Annotated in this window: 14 protein-coding genes and 1 other RNA gene; 5 read left to right on the forward strand and 10 right to left on the reverse strand. The window is 65.3% G+C overall.

Annotated elements, in window-relative coordinates; genetic code table 11:
- Positions 1-427: 427 nt before the first annotated feature.
- The 10 genes from ACS5PM_RS20715 to ompA form a co-directional block, all read right to left on the reverse strand.
- Positions 428-3,349, reverse strand: a complete 2,922-nt coding sequence (locus ACS5PM_RS20715; protein ID WP_439389581.1) for a DUF927 domain-containing protein — start codon at positions 3,347-3,349, stop codon at positions 428-430.
- 166 nt (positions 3,350-3,515) lie between these two features.
- Complete coding sequence (locus ACS5PM_RS20720) at positions 3,516-3,767, reverse strand: hypothetical protein (protein ID WP_439389582.1); 252 nt, start codon at positions 3,765-3,767, stop codon at positions 3,516-3,518.
- Entirely contained in the window at positions 3,764-4,054 is a 291-nt protein-coding gene (locus tag ACS5PM_RS20725; RefSeq protein WP_439389583.1) for a hypothetical protein, read from the reverse strand. The genes ACS5PM_RS20720 and ACS5PM_RS20725 overlap by 4 nt, the downstream gene beginning before the upstream one ends.
- Complete coding sequence (locus tag ACS5PM_RS20730) at positions 4,051-4,335, reverse strand: helix-turn-helix transcriptional regulator (RefSeq protein WP_439389584.1); 285 nt, start codon at positions 4,333-4,335, stop codon at positions 4,051-4,053. Before ACS5PM_RS20730 ends, ACS5PM_RS20725 begins: the two co-directional genes overlap by 4 nt.
- Before the next feature lie 126 nt (positions 4,336-4,461).
- Positions 4,462-5,397, reverse strand: coding sequence for a hypothetical protein (locus tag ACS5PM_RS20735; protein ID WP_439389585.1), 936 nt, complete (start codon positions 5,395-5,397; stop codon positions 4,462-4,464).
- A 559-nt stretch (positions 5,398-5,956) separates the two neighbouring features.
- Positions 5,957-7,258, reverse strand: coding sequence for a tyrosine-type recombinase/integrase (locus tag ACS5PM_RS20740; protein WP_439389586.1), 1,302 nt, complete (start codon positions 7,256-7,258; stop codon positions 5,957-5,959).
- A 171-nt stretch (positions 7,259-7,429) separates the two neighbouring features.
- Positions 7,430-7,801: a transfer-messenger RNA gene (ssrA, locus tag ACS5PM_RS20745) on the reverse strand.
- A 15-nt stretch (positions 7,802-7,816) separates the two neighbouring features.
- Entirely contained in the window at positions 7,817-8,491 is a 675-nt protein-coding gene (locus ACS5PM_RS20750; protein ID WP_439389587.1) for an HAD-IA family hydrolase, read from the reverse strand.
- Positions 8,488-9,201, reverse strand: coding sequence for a bifunctional 2-polyprenyl-6-hydroxyphenol methylase/3-demethylubiquinol 3-O-methyltransferase UbiG (gene ubiG, locus ACS5PM_RS20755; protein ID WP_439389588.1), 714 nt, complete (start codon positions 9,199-9,201; stop codon positions 8,488-8,490). Before ubiG ends, ACS5PM_RS20750 begins: the two co-directional genes overlap by 4 nt.
- Before the next feature lie 73 nt (positions 9,202-9,274).
- Positions 9,275-9,940, reverse strand: a complete 666-nt coding sequence (gene ompA, locus ACS5PM_RS20760; protein ID WP_439389748.1) for an outer membrane protein OmpA — start codon at positions 9,938-9,940, stop codon at positions 9,275-9,277.
- Positions 9,941-10,224: 284 nt separating this feature from the next.
- On the opposite strand from ompA, the gene gyrA reads away from it, so the two are divergent.
- The 5 genes from gyrA to ACS5PM_RS20785 are packed head-to-tail and all read left to right on the forward strand — an operon-like array spanning position 10,225 to position 16,600.
- Complete coding sequence (gene gyrA, locus ACS5PM_RS20765) at positions 10,225-12,852, forward strand: DNA gyrase subunit A (protein WP_439389589.1); 2,628 nt, start codon at positions 10,225-10,227, stop codon at positions 12,850-12,852.
- Entirely contained in the window at positions 12,849-13,466 is a 618-nt protein-coding gene (locus tag ACS5PM_RS20770) for a DUF2059 domain-containing protein (RefSeq protein ID WP_439389590.1), read from the forward strand. Before gyrA ends, ACS5PM_RS20770 begins: the two co-directional genes overlap by 4 nt.
- Before the next feature lie 14 nt (positions 13,467-13,480).
- Positions 13,481-14,578, forward strand: a complete 1,098-nt coding sequence (gene serC, locus ACS5PM_RS20775) for a 3-phosphoserine/phosphohydroxythreonine transaminase (protein ID WP_439389591.1) — start codon at positions 13,481-13,483, stop codon at positions 14,576-14,578.
- Positions 14,571-15,710 (forward strand): prephenate dehydratase, encoded by a 1,140-nt coding sequence (gene pheA, locus ACS5PM_RS20780; protein WP_439389592.1) that lies wholly within the window; start codon positions 14,571-14,573, stop codon positions 15,708-15,710. The genes serC and pheA overlap by 8 nt, the downstream gene beginning before the upstream one ends.
- 8 nt (positions 15,711-15,718) lie before the next feature.
- Entirely contained in the window at positions 15,719-16,600 is an 882-nt protein-coding gene (locus ACS5PM_RS20785) for a prephenate dehydrogenase (protein ID WP_439389749.1), read from the forward strand.
- Positions 16,601-16,613: the final 13 nt, after the last annotated feature.

Consider the following 16,613-nt stretch of genomic DNA (forward strand, 5'->3'; position numbering starts at 1 on the left):
TTGCAGCGTCTGAGGCGGTCGGAGAAGTGTCCTCAGGTCACGGTCTCAACCAGGTCTCGGGCATCATCGCGTTGCCCGTGTCGACCGCTCAGTGACCCGTTACGAAGGTTTGCCACATTGCCTTCAAGAAAAGCCCGCGACCATTACTGGCGGCGGGCTTTGACTTCCGGGCATCTGCGCTCGGTGCTTCCATCAGACTTCGACGGACCGAAACTCGGACGACGGTTTTCTAGCGCAGGGTCACGGGTTCCCGGGGCCTCTGGCCCGCTGCCGCCCAATGGATGCGGCCGGTTTCGCGCTTGGATGGACAGAATTCTACGGAGGCACTTGCCCGACGGCCTGGCGAATAGCAGCCCTTTCACCCGTCTGCTTCTTCCGCAGGCCGGTGTCAGCGCCAAATGACGCAGTAGAGCGCTGCCTTCGACGACTACATCTCATCTGAAAAGATGCTCGGCTTCACAAGGTACACCGGGGCCTTGTCCGTTCCAGGCAGGCGCTGCCGAATGGTCAGGCGCCCAGTTTCGTGCTTCAGATGCCCTCGCTTCCGAAGCAGGTCGGCAACGGCCTGCACGTCGAACCCCTTGGCAACCTCACGACGGAAAGCCTCGGGAAAGACCAGGTACTCGACGAGCGCATCCGTCCTCTCTCGCAGCTCGCCGCTTCTCTTCTCCACGTAGTCGGTCGCGGCGTCAATCTTGATCGGCGAGCCTTCCGCATCGACCATCCGTTTGAAGCCCGCGCGCAGTGGTGTATTGCCACGATGATCGTCCATGGCGCGATGTGTCCAGGTGAAGAGCGCGTCCCCGTTCTTCTCCAGAAAGGCGCGCACCTGGCGAAGCATCGCCGCCTCTTCGCCGTTGTCCATGTGGCCGCGGGCGGATAGCCAGGCATTGAAGCAGGCCCGTGCCGCTTCAGCGCCTTGACCAGGAGACCACGGGACGATACCCGCCTCGATCGCCAGTTCACCGGCGACAGCCACCAACGCAAAGCGCGCCCCCGCCCGGCGGACTTGCTCGCTCGCTGCATCAGGCACGATCAGTGCTCGCTGTTGATCGAGCAGCGGCCCGGTACGTTCCGAGACGCTAGCGTACCGCCCTGCGAGCCATTCCAGCCACGCACGCCCTGCGGTGCCGTAGTAGCGCGCGGCCGAGCTGGTGATGGCCTCCGCGAGGCCGCCCGGGCTGTCGTATCCATTCAGACATTCCAGACCGCCCATGCCGGCGCCGGCATCGAGCGGAATGTCGATCAAACGCACTTCCTGCCCTGCCATGACTCGCTTTCCGGCCTCCGCCATGTGGTCGGCCATGCTCTTCTCCCCCGAGGAGAGGAACAACAACCGCCAAGTGCGGCGTTTGCGCACCAGGCCGTTGCGGGTGGCGCGGCCCTTCTCCTGCTCGTTGGCCAGCAGATAGGCACAGTCACCGACCACCCGGCCGTCAACTTGGCCGATCTCATCAAGGATCAGCAGCCCATCGCAGTGCTGTACGGCGGTCGCTTCCAAGGCGTTGTCGGTAGTGCGCCAGCGTTGCATGTAAGTTGGCCGACCCCATACACTCGCGCTGATCTTGAGCGCGGTAGTCTTGCCCTTGCTGGAATCTCCTCGAAAGTGGAAGCCGCCGCTCTCCATGCCGGCCAGCCGAAGAAGCGGCCCGGCGAACGCGCAGCTGATGCCGAAGATCAGCCTGCTGTTGCCTGCGCAAGGGACGGCGACATGCTGCTGCCAGTCAGCCAGCGCTCCATGCTGCCGAAACGTGTCCTCCATGCCGCTCTCACTCTGGAACACGTATCGCCGTTCCTCAGTCGGCCCAATGCACTGCGACGGCAGAACGTAGATCCCACCCGCGTGCCACCCCACCCGGTCCGTGCACGTCACTCGCTCCGCCGGGTTGCGCGTATCGATGTATTGCGCCACCAAGTTGCGTGCTCGCGTCCCTGGCGCCATTGGCAAACCCATGTCGCGGAGCCTTGCAGCCCATTCGGACCCGTCGCCGCTCAAGAGCGACGACGGCATGGCCCATGCCTTCGCGTTGCCATCGAGATCGTGGAACTCCAGCAAGCTGCCCCATCCGTTCGCATCTTCGGCGCGCGTACGAGCGGTGACCCGTAGCGAAGCGCAGAGCCACGTCGGCGGCTTCTCGTTCCCGTCGGAATCGCGGGCGACGAAGTAGACGCCGTCTCGCGCCAGCTTGAACGGATCTCTCATCGGTGCCGAATGAGCGTCTCTTTGGTCCCTGCGGGATTGAGCGCATGCAACCGGTTCACTTCGGGCCTCAGACGCTGCTGCACCTGTGAGGTGCTTCGTTGAGGAAAGCGCCGCGACGGCACGCTCGATCTGAGCCCTCACCACCGTCGCTCCGGCGTGCGATGCCAGATCATTGAAGTCCGATGCGCCGAGCGGCAGGCCCTCCGGAAGGACGATGCCGGCAGGCGCGCCGCGGGTGGTGGCCTCCTGGGCGGCGCGCTCGGCCTTTTGGCGCCCGGCATTGGTCCCCGTACGAGCCTCGGTGTCGCGGTCATCATCCCCACACACGAGGATTGGTGCGTTCGGGAACAACCGTCGCAGCGCGGAAGCGACGTGCACCAGGTTGCCAGCATCGAAGGCCACGACGACGGGAAGTCCGGTCGCCTCGTGGATCGACGCAGCGGTGGCATAGCCTTCAGCCAACAACACGGTGGGCCATGGGGCCTGTGCAGGCGCCTGCACCGCGCCGATCAGATGCCAGAGGCCAGACTTCCTGCCGCCGGCCAAGAATCGCTTTTCGGTCGCACCAAGTTTCTGCTGCTCTGCAGTCGGCTTCTCAGGCGCGATGGATTGCAGGTTGTGCAGGCCCCCCGTTGAATCGCGCAACGGTACCAACAGCGTGCCGTCTGACAGATAGCGCACGCCATGACCCTGCACGCCCTTGCGCGCCAGGTAGGGCGAGTGGCCCGACTCGGCGGCACGACTCCAAATTTCTTGAGCCTCTCTTGCGGCCCGCTGAGCCCGCGCCTGGTCAGACGCCTCCTCGGATTCCTGCCGTCTCTTTCGCTCTTCTGTCAGGCGGACCCCGTCGATCTCGGCGCTCTTGCCATTCGGTGAGTCATCCGCGTCCGGGAACTGGAATCCGTGTTGCTTGGCGATGCTGAATACGGTGGCCACAGTGACCCCACCTCCCGCCTTGACACTGCGCCAGGCACTCCTCGCATCGCTTGCGTTGTAGCTCGCCCCTTGCTGGCTCCATTCGTCCCACACCTCGAAGCCAGCACTTCCCAGCTCGGACTTCACCGCCATGGCGACACGCACCCATGTCTCTCTGTCGATGTCCGGCGGGATGCAGGCGATGGCGGAGCGGATGAGGTCGACTGTCACGGGATGGCGATGGCCCCCTTGCCTCTTTCCAGGATTCGTCGGCATTGCGTACTGAATTGATTGCCCATGCCGCGGCGAGACGCACGCCTGGCGTGCGAAGTCGTCGCGAGGAAAAGTTGAAGCGGAAAGGCGGCGATGGCTTCACTCGGAAGCCGTACGCCCGCCTTCACGCGGCTGTGAAGCGATGAGTGTTGAGCTGGAACGGCTGGCCAGGCAGGCTGCTGGCGGCCAGCTCTCCCGTGTTGTGATCGAACACCTCAACCACTCCCGGCCAGGCGAACGTCGCCAGGAATCGGCGCTCGCCGTACCCACTTTGCCAGCAGAACAGGGCCTGTGTAGGCCGCTTGCCGCGCGACTCCAGTACACGGGCTGCCTGCCGCAGAACTTCCGATCGAACGGTAAGCGTCATCGCTTTCAATGGACGGCCTCCCCTTGCGACCCTGAGGGACGGCGGTGCCCGAACTCAGAGCCCAACGTGGCAATGACAACATGCACCGGGTTTGTCGCTTCGGGTTTGTCGAAGAGCGCGATGACGGCCAGGCCCTTCACAGCGTCGCCGCCTGGGCGCACGTTCAACCACCAAGTTCGGCCTGCATGCTCGAACGTGCGAGGAAACCTCGCATGGATTTCGCTGCACGCTTTGTCCAGGAGCTGCGCGAGTGCGGATTCAGGCGCCAGCTCTTCATCAAAGATGGATCCGTTCACTGCCACGTCTCCCTGGTCTGCCGGGCCTCAAGCCAGGCAACGACATCTCGTTCTCGCCACGCCACGCAGCGAGGCCCGATCACGACAGGTGCCGGAAAGCGCAGCGGCCCAGGATCCTTCATCCGGGCATAGATGGAACTCTTGCCGAGGGTCGTCAGCGCACAGACTTCACGCAGCCGCAAGAACCGCAGCGATGGCGGAGGCGGCGAAGTCGCCGGAATTCTTGCTCCAACTTGGGCGAGGGGTGCCGCATCAGACGACACGTTGACGGGAAGCTTCATGGATCGGCGGCCTCCAAGGCCGCAGTAGTTCGACACAGTCCCTATCGTGCCGAGCGCGTCCCTAAGCGTCAGGAACAGTTGACCGCTGCATTTCGGCCCCAACTGTTCAAAGTGACTACCTGCTGACTACCTCTGGCGGGCGCGCTTCACCTGATCCGGTTCGACCGGCTTGTCTGGCGGCCGGCGAAGCAGCACCGACAGCATGGAAGCGAACTGCTCGTCGGTGAGGGTGACGCGTGGCCAACTGTCCGGCTCCCCGCTCAAAAGGGCATCTATGACGCGCACCACGCCGGCCACTCCCACCGGCCCGCTATGGCGGACGGCCAGAGCATCTTCCTCGTCCTCAAACGCTTGTTCGCCGCAAAGCATCAGCTCGCCGAGTTCTCGGAGCAAGTCTGCAGTGTCGGGCCAGTACTTGGGGGCCCAATAGCGGTGACCCAGCCCCCACAACGGTCCCTTCACGGCGGATTTGAACAAGGGGTTGGTTTCACCGGCGCTCAGCAGAAGCAGGTCCGGTCTCGTGGCCTGCACCGGAAAGCCGTCGATCGCAAACTCGTTACGGAGCTTCTGCGCCTCATCGATCTGGTCGGCAAGTGCCGCCGACGTTTCGGCGATGGATTTGCGAAGCGCCGTCATTCGTCGAAACGCCCGACGTTTCTCGTCTTGGGCTTCCGGCCCTTGATAGACAGCCGCCTTCATGCAACTCTCGAAGAGCGGAATCGCCTCATCCTCGTACATCGAGTCCAACAGCGTACGCATGACTGGAGCAAGCTCCAGGCGTCGGCACAGCGCCTCACGGACGCAGTCTCGGTACGCGCCAGGAAGAAGCTCTTCGCTTTGCTTCTCCAGCCAGGAGAAGATGCGCTCGACGTCCTGTCGACGGCAAAACGCTCGCTTTGAAGCCTTGGTGAAATGAACGGGGCGTTCGAAACCCTTATATGCGCTCACCGTGGCGGCTTCTCGCGCCAGCACTGCGGCCTGATCTATTGACGTGCGGCCGAAAGTCGAATCCGTCAAACGTTCCCTCTGTTGAATTTGGATCGATGCCGATGATTCTGTCATGGCTCACGTCGTGAGCCACCCCAGCATCTTGCGCACGGGGCGGTGCCTCTTGAAATGTCGGCGTGCAGTGGGTCGTTCCGCAGTTCCACAGTGCAGATGCCCGCACACCACGGGAGACGAAGAGGCGCCAGGGAAGATCTTTGGCGCTGAATTTCCGTCGCTGTTCGCCAACTGACGAGCCGAGTTCATGACGGAAGGCCCACCTGACTGACTACCCGGATCGTTTAACGCGCTTGAACGACTACCCGAACGCTGACTACCCTGGCCTCAATCCTGAAACCACACGTCTTTCGCGCTCGCGAATGACCCGTGTGGGACGAACCCTGAGGGAGGACCCGTGGTCCAGTCCTTCGGCTCGGCGGCCTGGTGAGAAGACTGCGGAAAGCAATGAAGAAGAGAGAAGATCCTCTCCTTTCTCCAACTGTCCCCGTGTCCCTGCCTTGTCCCCGCGCTGTCCCCGTTCACGGCGCTGGGTGGCGGCCCACTCGATGAACACCGTGGAGATGCACTGTCCTTGGGCCTTGTCCCCGCCGTCCCGCGCTCAGACGATTTCGCAACCTTATGCGCCTGCCTGCGCTGATCGGAGCGGTACTACCTCGCCACCCCGGCGCAGGCGGTCAAGGTAGTCCGCCCACTTCGTCATCAGGTCGCGTCGTTGATCGAGGTACTGAGTACGGTTGTACGCACGTCCCAGCGGGTCGGGCACCGCGTGAGCCAGTTGCGCTTCGATCACCTCAGGGGCGATGCCCAGGCGTTCGGCGGCCATCGTGCGTGCCATGGCACGGAAGCCATGCGCCGACATGTCATCGTTGCCGTAGCCCATCCTACGCAGGGCGCTGCGCACCGTGTTGTCGCTCATGGGCCGGTCGCTGGTCAGCAGCGACGGGAAGACGTAGCGTCCCGCGCCCGTGAGCGGCTCCAACTCTTTCAAAAGGGAAATCGCCTGTGCTGCCAAAGGAACCAAGTGCGGGCTGCCTGTCGCCTTCTCGTCTTTGCGACGCTTCATCAGGGCCCCTGGAATGGTGATGACTGCGGCATCGAAGTCCACCCATGACCACTCCAGCTGGCGTAGTTCGCCAGGCCGCAGGAACAGCAACGCCGAAAGGGCCAGCGCAGTACGTGTCACCGGGTGCCCCTGGTACTCCGTCATGTCACGCAAAAGGGCTGCCACCCCTTTAGGTTCCACGATCGCGGCCAGGTGCCGGTTCGGAACCGGCGGCAGCGCGTCGCGCAGATCCGCGGCTGGGTTGCGCTTGCACATGCCAGCGGCGATGCCATAACGAAAGACTTGGCCGCAAGCATCCTTGGCGCGATGTGCCGTCTCAATGGCGCCGCGTTGAATGATGCGGCGCAAGCAGGCGAGCAACGCAGGCGGCTCGATCGCGTCCAGGGGCTGTCGTCCTACCCACGGAAAGATGTCCTGCTCCAGGCGAAGCCGGGTGCGCGTGGCGTGGCCTTCGCTGACCTTTGCCGCGTGAATCGTGTCCAGCCATTCTCGGGCTACGGCCTCGAACGAGCCAGCCGGGGCCAGGCCCTCGTCTTCTCGCTTCTTGGCTTCCCGTCGGCGCTCGGCCTCGGCCCTGGCAGCCTTGCGGCTGTCGCTCGGGTCCAGGCCTTCGCTGACAAGGCGGCGGGCTTCGTCGGCCTTCCTCCTGGCCAGCGCCAGGCCGGTATCCGGGTACGTTCCAAGGCTCAGCGTCTTGCGTACCCCGTTGACGGAGTAGTCCAACCGCCAGCCGTGCGAGCCGCCCTTGACGAACAACAGCAGGTACAGCCCCGCGCCGTCGCTGATGCGCTTTCGCGGATCGCCCGGCTTGATCGAGCGGATCGCGGTGTCGCCAGAGATGAGTTCACGGGGCATGCAGTAACTTCCGAGTCTTGACGTTCGGATTTTGCGGTTACTTCCCGGGTTACTGCAACCGGGGGTGGAAGTTGGCGGAAGTTACTGCACTTTGTCGGACAAAGAAAAAGGCCTAGAGCGTTGATTCTCTAGGCCTTTTTGCACTTTCGCGGACTTCCGCGAACTCTAAAATGGTGGAGCCGGGGGGAATTGAACCCCCGTCCGCAAGCCATCGCCGGGTAGATCTACATGTTTAGCTGACTGATTTGATTCTCACGAGCCCGGTCGCGCAGCAGCACGCTACCGGACTCGCCAGCCACTTGATCTCGCACCCCGGTCCGTGGCCAACCGGGGCGCCAGCCCATGAGAATGACCTCTCAGTGTCGGACCTTGCGGTCGTTCACCCGGCCCATGGGCCAGCCGTTGAGAGGCTCACCGGTGTTAAGCGGCGAGAGCGAAACGTTCGTCGTTCGCAGTTACATGTTTCCAGTGGTTTTACGAGCGAACTGGTGCTCGACATGCCCTATCCCGACTCCGCACCCACGTCGAAACCAGGTCGGCCCCAGGAAGCTCAGTAGTTTAGGCCAATCGCAGCCACTTCAAGAGGGCGCGCGGACTTTCGACAATCCCGTCGGCGCCCCAGGACTCGATGGGCTCGCCCTGCCCCAGATAGCCCCAGGCGGCGACCAGCGTGGACATGCCCGCCGCTTGGCCAGCTTGCACGTCGCGCAGGTCATCGCCGACGTACACGCAGTCAACCGGGTCGCGGCCGAGGCGGCGCGCTGCTTCCCACAGTGGTTCAGGGTGAGGTTTGGCCCGCGAGGTCGTGTCGCCGCAAACCAGTGCGCCGGCGCGTGGCGCCAGCCCGAGGCCCTCGGCCACCGGAACGGCAAATCGGGTCGCCTTGTTCGTCACGATGCCCCAAGGGATGCCAGCCTTTTCCAGCCCTGCCAGCAAGAGGCCTATGTCGTCGAACACGCGGGTGCGATCGAGCATCGACAGTTCATACAAGGCGAGAAAGGCGTCCCGCAGCGGCTCGAACCGCTCGTCTCCGGGCGCCACGCCGAAGGCGACACCGACCATGCCCCGCGCCCCCGTGCCGACCATGGGCCTCAGTTGCTCGTAGGGCAAGGGCTGCATGCCGTGCTCTGCGCGCAACGCGTTGGCAGCGCCGGCGAGATCGGGGGCGCTGTCGATCAGGGTCCCATCGAGGTCGAAGAGGACGGCACCCGGCGCTCCCGCGGCGGCCTTCATGCCGGCCTGCGGCACGCCAGCAGATAGTTCACGTCGGTCCGGGCCGATAGCCAATAGCGCCGGGTCAACGGGTTGTACTCCATGCCCTTCATCTGGTCGATCTCGAGGCCGGCATCGCGGCCATAGCGTGCGAGCTCGCTGGGCTTGATGAAGCGCGCGTACTCGTGGGTGCCCTTGGGCAGCAGGCCCAGCACATGCTCCGCGCCGACGATGGCGAAGAGGAAGGCCTTGGGGTTGCGGTTCAACGTCGAAAAAAAGACCCGTCCGCCCGGCTTGACCAGCTGCGCACACGCTCGTACGACCGACGCGGGCTCCGGCACGTGCTCGAGCATCTCCATGCAAGTCACGACGTCGAAGCTCGCCGGACGTTCCGAGGCGAGCTGCTCGACGGCCACCTCACGATAGGACAGGTTCTCCACCCCGGTTTCCAGCGCGTGCAACTGGGCCACCTTCAAAGGCTTGGTAGACAGGTCGATCCCGAGCACGCGGGCCCCACGTCGGGCCATGGACTCTGCCAGGATGCCCCCGCCGCAGCCGACATCGAGCACATCGGCGCCGGGCAGCTTTGCCAGGCCGGCGATCCAGTCCAGGCGCAAAGGGTTGATCTGGTGCAGGGGTCGGAATTCACCATCGGGATCCCACCAGCGGTGGGCCAGTTCACCGAACTTGGCAAGCTCCTGAGGGTCCGCATTGAGGGTGGTTTCGCTCATGCCCCGATGGTAATCAAGCGGAAAAGAAAAAACCCCGCCGAGGCGGGGTTTCGCAGCAGTGTCGCCGAAGCGATTACTGCTTGGCGCGGGTACCGACGACTTCGATTTCCACGCGACGGTTCTTCGCGCGGCCTTCGGCGGTCTTGTTGTCGGCGACGGGCTGCTTCTCGCCCTTGCCTTCGGTGTACACGCGGTTCTTCTCGATGCCCTTGGACACGATGTAGTCCTTGACGGCTTCCGAGCGCTTGATCGACAGCTTCTGGTTGTACGAATCGGAGCCCACGGCGTCGGTGTGGCCGACGGCGATGATGACTTCGAGGTTCACACCCTTGGTCTTGCCGATCAGGTCGTCGAGCTTGGCCTTCGCTTCGGGCTTCAGGACAGCCTTGTCGAAATCGAAGAACGCGTCAGCCGCGTACGTGACCTTCTCGCTCACCGGCACGGGCGGCGGCGGCGGCGGCGGCGGCGGCGGCGGGGGCGTCACAGCCGGAGCAGGAGCGGGCGCCGGAGCAGGCGGCGGGGGCGGCGGGGGCGGCTTCACCGCGCCATCGCAGTTCTCGGCGGCGGTGGCGGGCGTCCAGTTGGCGTCGCGCCAGCAAAGCTCGTTCGTGCCGTTCTTCCAGACCGTGCCATCCGCGGCTCGCCAGTTGTCCACAGACTTCTGGGCGAACGCGCTCGACATCGGCGCGGCAAGCGCGGCCGATGCAAAGAGCATCGCCACCTTGTTCAGTTTCTTCATTGATTCTCCTCTCGAGGAAAGCCGCAGTTGCCTGCGATACGTCCAAATCGGAAGCGCATTTTCAGGGCGAACACCCGCACGACGAGTGCTCACCACCGACGACTCATTGTGCCATCAGGGTGTCGGGTGAACCTCATTTTGGGCCGGGGCACCGGGCGAGGCGCGCACCATGTTGCGGCGCCACCACAAGACGCGGCCCGTAGAATCCGCGTTTTCGCCGTCGCTGCTGCGCATGTTTGTTCGTGCGCCGGCCCAGCCCCACCGGCCTTCGCTCTTCTCGTCCGATGACCCCATTCGCCAAGGAAACCCTGCCCATCAGCCTCGAAGAGGAGATGCGGCGCTCGTACCTCGACTACGCGATGAGCGTCATCGTCGGACGGGCCCTGCCCGACGCGCGTGACGGCTTGAAGCCGGTGCATCGGCGCGTTTTGTTCGCGATGCACGAGCTGAACAATGACTGGAACCGGCCGTACAAGAAGTCGGCCCGCATCGTCGGCGACGTCATCGGCAAGTACCACCCGCACGGCGACACGGCGGTGTACGACACCATCGTCCGCATGGCGCAGGATTTCTCGCTGCGCCACATGCTGGTCGACGGCCAGGGCAACTTCGGCTCGGTGGACGGCGACAACGCCGCCGCCATGCGATATACCGAAATCCGCCTGTCGAAGATCGCCCACGAGATGCTGGCCGACATCGACAAGGAGACGGTGGACTTCGGCCCCAACTATGACGGCTCCGAGAAGGAACCGCTGGTCCTGCCGACGCGCCTGCCCAACCTGCTCGTCAACGGCGCTGCGGGCATCGCGGTGGGCATGGCGACCAACATCCCGCCGCACAACCTGAACGAAGTCGTCGACGCCTGTCTGCACCTGCTGAAGGCGCCCGAGGCCACGATCGAAGAGCTGATGGAAATCATCCCGGCACCGGACTTCCCGACCGCTGGAATCATCTACGGGCTCAACGGGGTGCGCGAGGGTTATCGCACTGGCCGGGGCAAGGTGATCATGCGCGCGAAAGTGCACTTCGAGGACATCGACCGCGGCGCACGCCAGGCGATCATCGTCGACGAGATCCCCTACCAGGTCAACAAGAAGACGCTGCTCGAGCGCATCGCCGAGCTGGTGCACGAGAAGAAGATCGAAGGCATCAGCCACATCCAGGACGAGTCCGACAAGTCCGGCATGCGCGTGGTCATCGAACTCAAGCGCGGCGAAGTGCCGGAGGTGGTGCTGAACAACCTGTACAAGCAGACCCAGCTGCAGGACACCTTCGGCATCAACATGGTGGCGCTGATCGATGGCCAGCCGAAGCTGTGCAACATCAAGCAGCTGCTCGAGATCTTCCTCGAGCATCGGCGCGAGGTCGTCACACGCCGCACGGTCTACGAGCTGCGCAAGGCGCGCGAGCGCGGCCACGTCCTCGAGGGCCTGGCGGTCGCGCTGGCCAACATCGACGAATTCATCCGCATCATCAAGGAGTCGCCCACGCCGCCGGTCGCGAAGACGGCGCTGATGGCGCAGAGCTGGGATTCGTCGCTGGTGCGCGAGATGCTCTCCCGTGCCGAGGGGGACACCCCGGGCGGTCGCGACGCGTATCGCCCGGAGGGCCTGCCCGCGCACTACGGCATGCAGCCCGATGGCCTGTATCGCCTGTCCGACGACCAGGCCGGCGAGATCCTGCAGATGCGCCTGCAACGCCTGACCGGGCTGGAGCAGGACAAGATCATCGGCGAGTACAAGGAGGTGATGGCCGTCATCGCCGACCTGCTCGACATCCTCGCCAAGCCCTCGCGCGTGACGACGATCATCGGCGAGGAACTCACCGCGCTGCGCCAGGAATTCGGCCAGACCAAGCTCGGCGCCCGCCGCTCGGTGGTCGAGCACAACGTGCAGGAGCTCGGCACCGAGGACCTGATCACCCCGACCGACATGGTCGTGACGCTCAGCCACACCGGCTACATCAAGAGCCAGCCGCTGGCCGAGTACCGCGCGCAGCGCCGCGGGGGGCGCGGCAAGCAGGCCGCGCAGACGAAGGAAGACGACTGGATCGACCAGCTCTTCATCGCCAACACGCACGACTGGATCCTTTGCTTCTCCAACCGGGGCCGCGTCTACTGGCTGAAGGTCTGGGAGGTGCCGCAAGGCGGCCGCGCCTCGCGCGGCAAGCCCATCGTCAACATGTTCCCGCTGCAGCCGGAGGAGAAAATCACCGTCGTGCTGCCGCTGACGGGCGAGTTCCGCAGCTTCCCGGCCGACCACTACGTCTTCATGTCGACCGCGCTGGGCACCGTCAAGAAGACGACGCTCGACGAGTTCAGCAATCCGCGCAAGGCCGGCATCATCGCGGTCGACCTGGATGAAGGCGACTACCTGATCGGCGCCGCGCTGACCGACGGCAAGCACGACGTGATGCTGTTCAGCGATGGCGGCAAGGCCGTGCGCTTCGACGAGGAGGATGTCCGCCCGATGGGCCGCAATGCGCGCGGCGTGCGCGGCATGGCGATGGAAGCCGGACAAAGCGTGATCGCGATGCTGGTGGCCGAGGACGAGACGCAAAGCGTGCTCACCGCCACTGCCAACGGCTACGGCAAGCGCACCTCGATCGCCGAGTACACCCGCCACGGCCGCGGCACCAAGGGCATGATCGCCATCCAGCAGAGCGAGCGCAACGGCAAGGTGGTGGCCGCCACGCTGGTGCGTCCGAACGACGAGATCATGCTCATCACCGATCGCGGCGTGCTCGTGCGCACCCGGGTCAGCGAGATCCGCGAACTGGGACGCGCCACGCAAGGCGTGACCCTCATCGCGCTGGACGACGGGTCGACCCTGTCCGGCCTGCAGCGCATCGTCGAGAACGACGCGCAATCCGACAACGACACTGAGACGGCCGGCGAGGACGGCGAAGCATGACCCTTCCATATCGATGGGCCGCCTCAGCGCTGGCCGTGACCCTTCTGGCGGTAGCGCCCGCAACTTTCGCCCAGTCAAAAAAGGAGCTCGTCGCCAAGGTGATCCAGTTGCGCCAGCCCGCCGTCGAACGCCTGGCCCGGGCGATCGCGATGGAGCCGGCGCAGACCGCCCTGAATGCGGCCCGCCAGGTGATGCAGTTCGTGCCGGCTGACAAGCGTGAAGCGCTGGGCAAGCAGGTCCAGGCCGACGTCAAGTCCTTCTACGACGACACCGAGGCGCGCCTGCGCGAAAGCGGCGCGAAGAACGCGGCAGCGACCATCGGCCCCATCCTCGAGGAGAAGTTCACCGAGGACGAACTGAAGCTGATCGTCACCTGGCTCGAGTCCTCTGCCGCCAAGAAGTACGAGCAGCTCGAGCCCGACATGCAGGCCCAGCTGACCCGCAAGATGGTGGAGGACACCAAGCCCGCCGTCGAGCCCAAGCTTCGGGCGCTGGAAGACACGCTGAAGAAGCGCTTCGCGGTCTACGCGCCACCGCCCGGCGCCTCCGCGCCTGCACGGCCCGCCTCGGCACCCACGGCCGCCTCGGCACCCAAGGCTCCAGTCAAGAAGTAGCCCTTCCCGCTCGCATGACCCATCGTCCCTACAACTTCTCTGCCGGCCCGGCGACGCTGCCAGAGCCGGTGCTGAGACAGGCCGCCGAGGAGATGCTCGACTGGCATGGGTCGGGCATGGGCGTGATGGAGATGAGCCACCGCGGCAAGGAGTTCGTCTCGATCTACGAGCAGGCGGAGTCGACCTTGCGCGAGCTGCTGTCCGTGCCGGCCCACTTCCGGATCTTGTTCATGCAGGGCGGAGGCCTGGGCGAGAACGCGATCGTGCCGATGAACCTGTCGCGCGGCGGAATGGTCGACATCGTCGTGACCGGGGCCTGGAGCCAGAAGTCGCTCCAGGAAGCACAGCGCTACGCCGATGCGAAGCCGGCTGCGAGCAACGCAGCGGATGGCCACACCAGCCTGCCGCCCGCATCGAGCTGGGCTTTGCGCGATGCCGCCAGCTACGTGCACATCTGCTCCAACGAGACCATCCACGGCGTCGAGATGGCCGCCCTGCCAGACCTCGCCGCGCTGGGCAGCCGGGCGCCGCTGGTCGTGGACTGCTCCTCTCACGTGCTGTCCCGGGCCATCGACTGGTCGCGAGTCGGCGTCGCCTTCGCCGGTGCCCAGAAGAACATCGGTCCGGCGGGGCTGACGCTGGTCTTCGTGCGCGACGACCTGCTCGGTCGCGCGCTGCCGATCTGCCCCTCGGCCTTCGACTATTCCATCGTCGCGGCGCACCAGTCGATGTACAACACGCCGCCCACCTACGGCATCTACATGGCCGGCCTGGTCTTCCAGTGGGTGAAGGCGCAAGGGGGCGTGGCCGAGATGGACCGCCGTGCCTCCGAGAAGGCCGCCCTCCTCTACGGCTGTCTGGACAGCTCCGGCGGCTTCTATCGAACCAGGGTCGACCACAGTGCCCGTTCGCGAATGAACGTGCCCTTCTTCCTCGCCGACGAATCACTCAACGAAGCCTTCCTCGCCGGCGCACGCGAAGCCGGCTTGCTGCAGCTCAAGGGCCACAAGTCCGTCGGCGGCATGCGGGCCTCCCTCTACAACGCGATGCCGCTGGACGGGGTGCAGGCCCTGGTCGGCTACATGCAGGACTTTGCCCGCCGCCATGGCTGAACAACCCGCGCCGCCGCCGGCCGCGCCCGGTGCCACCGAGATCAACATCCAGCCCGAGCTGCTGGGCTTGCGACAGCAGATCGACGCGATCGACCGCGCCCTGCTCGATCTGTTGAACAAGCGCGCGAGCCTGGCGCTGGCCGTCGGCGCGCTGAAGAAGAAGGAAGGCTCCGTCGTCTTTCGCCCTGAGCGCGAGGCGCAGGTGATCGATGGCCTGAAGGGGGTCAATGCCGGCCCGCTGGGCACGGAGAGCGTCGCGCCGATCTGGCGAGAGATCATGTCCGCGTGCCGCGCGCTCGAGACGCCGACGCGCGTCGCCTACCTGGGCCCGGCCGGCACCTTCAGCGAGGAAGCGGCGCTGGGTTTCTTCGGCTCGTCGCTCGTGCGCGTGCTTTGCGCCAGCATCGACGAAGTCTTCGCCATGACGTCCGCCGGCGCGGCGGATTTCGGCGTGGTGCCGGTCGAGAATTCCAACGAGGGCGTCGTCGCGCGCTCGCTCGACATCCTGCTCACGACGCCTTTGTTCATCATCGGCGAGACCAGTCTTTTCGTGCGCCAGAACCTGCTGCGCAAGGAGAACTCGCTAGCCGGCATCGAGGTCGTGTGCGCCCATCCCCAAGCGCTGGCGCAATGCCACGGATGGCTGTCGAACCACCTGCCGCAGGCCGAGCGTCGGCCGGTTGCCAGCAACGCCGAAGGGGCGCGCCAGGCTGCGCAGGATCCGAAGATGGCAGCCATCGCCAGCGTGCGGGCCAGCAGCGAATATGGCCTGCACGTGGTGGCACCGGCGATCCAGGACGATCCGCACAACCGGACCCGCTTCGCCATCGTCACCGACCCCCATCGCCACCCGGCCCCCAAGGCCTCGGGCCATGACTGCACCAGCCTGATCGTCTCGGTGACCAACCGGCCGGGGGCGGTGCACGACATGCTCGTGCCCTTGAAGAAGCACGGCGTGTCGATGAGCCGCTTCGAGTCGCGCCCGGCGCGCTCGGGCCAGTGGGAGTACTACTTCTACATCGACCTCCAGGGCCACCCCGACGATCCCCACGTCAGCACCGCGCTGAAGGAACTGCGCGACGCCTGCGCCTTCTTCAAGGTGCTCGGCACTTATCCCCTGGACGTGCACTGATGGCGACGATGTTCAAGCAGCTGGGGCTGATCGGCTGCGGGCTGATGGGAGGCTCCTTCGCGCTGGCCATGAAGCAGGCCGGCCTCGTCGAGCGCGTCATCGGCTACTCCAAGTCCCCGTCGACCACCGAGCGGGCCCGCCAGCTGGGCGTGATCGATCAGGCGGCCGAATCGGCGCTGCTCGCCGTCTCCGGCTCGGACATCGTGCTGCTGGCCGTGCCGGTCGCGGCCACCGACATCACCTTCCGCGCCATCCGCCACCTGGTGAATCCCGACGTCCTGTTCATGGACGTCGGCAGCACCAAGCGGGACGTCGTCGATGCAGCCCGGCGCGTGCTGAAGGAGCGGGTCGCCGCCTTCGTCCCGGCCCATCCCATCACCGGCAAGGAGCTGGCGGGCGTGCAGAACGCCGACGCAGAGCTGTACAAGGACCGGCAGGTCATCCTCACGCCCATTGCGCAGACCTCGCCGGTGCTGGTGGAGAAGGCGCAGGCCGTCTGGGCCGCGCTGGGATGCCATGTCCAGTCGATGTCGCCCGAGGTCCACGATGCGGCCTTCGCCGCCGTCAGCCATCTGCCGCACCTGCTGGCGTTCGCCTACTTCACCGGCATCCTGCAGCAGAAGGAGTGCGAGCAGTTCCTGTCGCTGGCCGGCCCGGGGTTCCGCGATTTCACCCGCATCGCCGCCAGCGATCCGGCCATCTGGCGCGACATCCTCATCGCCAATCGCGAAGAGATCCTGAAGCAGAGCGAACGGTTTCGCGGTGCCCTGGGCGTGCTGGAGCAGGTGCTGCGAGATTGCCAGGGTGAAGCGCTCGAAGCACTGATCACCGGCGTCTCGCACACCCGCAGCCACTGGCGCATGGGCACCGGCCGCCCCTCCAAGAAGTAACCGGCGCCGCAGC

The sequence above is a fragment of the Ideonella flava genome, from assembly GCF_051857595.1.
GTDB lineage: Bacteria > Pseudomonadota > Gammaproteobacteria > Burkholderiales > Burkholderiaceae_C > Ideonella.

Bases quoted from the DNA above. Each gene is read 5' to 3' on its own strand.
- ACS5PM_RS20740 (WP_439389586.1), bottom strand. From the start codon at position 7,258: ATGCCCCGTGAACTCATCTCTGGCGACACCGCGATCCGCTCGATCAAG.
- ACS5PM_RS20730 (WP_439389584.1), bottom strand. From the start codon at position 4,335: ATGAAGCTTCCCGTCAACGTGTCGTCTGATGCGGCACCCCTCGCCCAA.
- ACS5PM_RS20770 (WP_439389590.1), top strand. From the start codon at position 12,849: ATGACCCTTCCATATCGATGGGCCGCCTCAGCGCTGGCCGTGACCCTT.
- gyrA (WP_439389589.1), top strand. From the start codon at position 10,225: ATGACCCCATTCGCCAAGGAAACCCTGCCCATCAGCCTCGAAGAGGAG.
- ACS5PM_RS20750 (WP_439389587.1), bottom strand. From the start codon at position 8,491: ATGAAGGCCGCCGCGGGAGCGCCGGGTGCCGTCCTCTTCGACCTCGAT.
- ACS5PM_RS20735 (WP_439389585.1), bottom strand. From the start codon at position 5,397: ATGACAGAATCATCGGCATCGATCCAAATTCAACAGAGGGAACGTTTG.
- ubiG (WP_439389588.1), bottom strand. From the start codon at position 9,201: ATGAGCGAAACCACCCTCAATGCGGACCCTCAGGAGCTTGCCAAGTTC.
- ACS5PM_RS20785 (WP_439389749.1), top strand. From the start codon at position 15,719: ATGTTCAAGCAGCTGGGGCTGATCGGCTGCGGGCTGATGGGAGGCTCC.
- serC (WP_439389591.1), top strand. From the start codon at position 13,481: ATGACCCATCGTCCCTACAACTTCTCTGCCGGCCCGGCGACGCTGCCA.
- ompA (WP_439389748.1), bottom strand. From the start codon at position 9,940: ATGAAGAAACTGAACAAGGTGGCGATGCTCTTTGCATCGGCCGCGCTT.
- pheA (WP_439389592.1), top strand. From the start codon at position 14,571: ATGGCTGAACAACCCGCGCCGCCGCCGGCCGCGCCCGGTGCCACCGAG.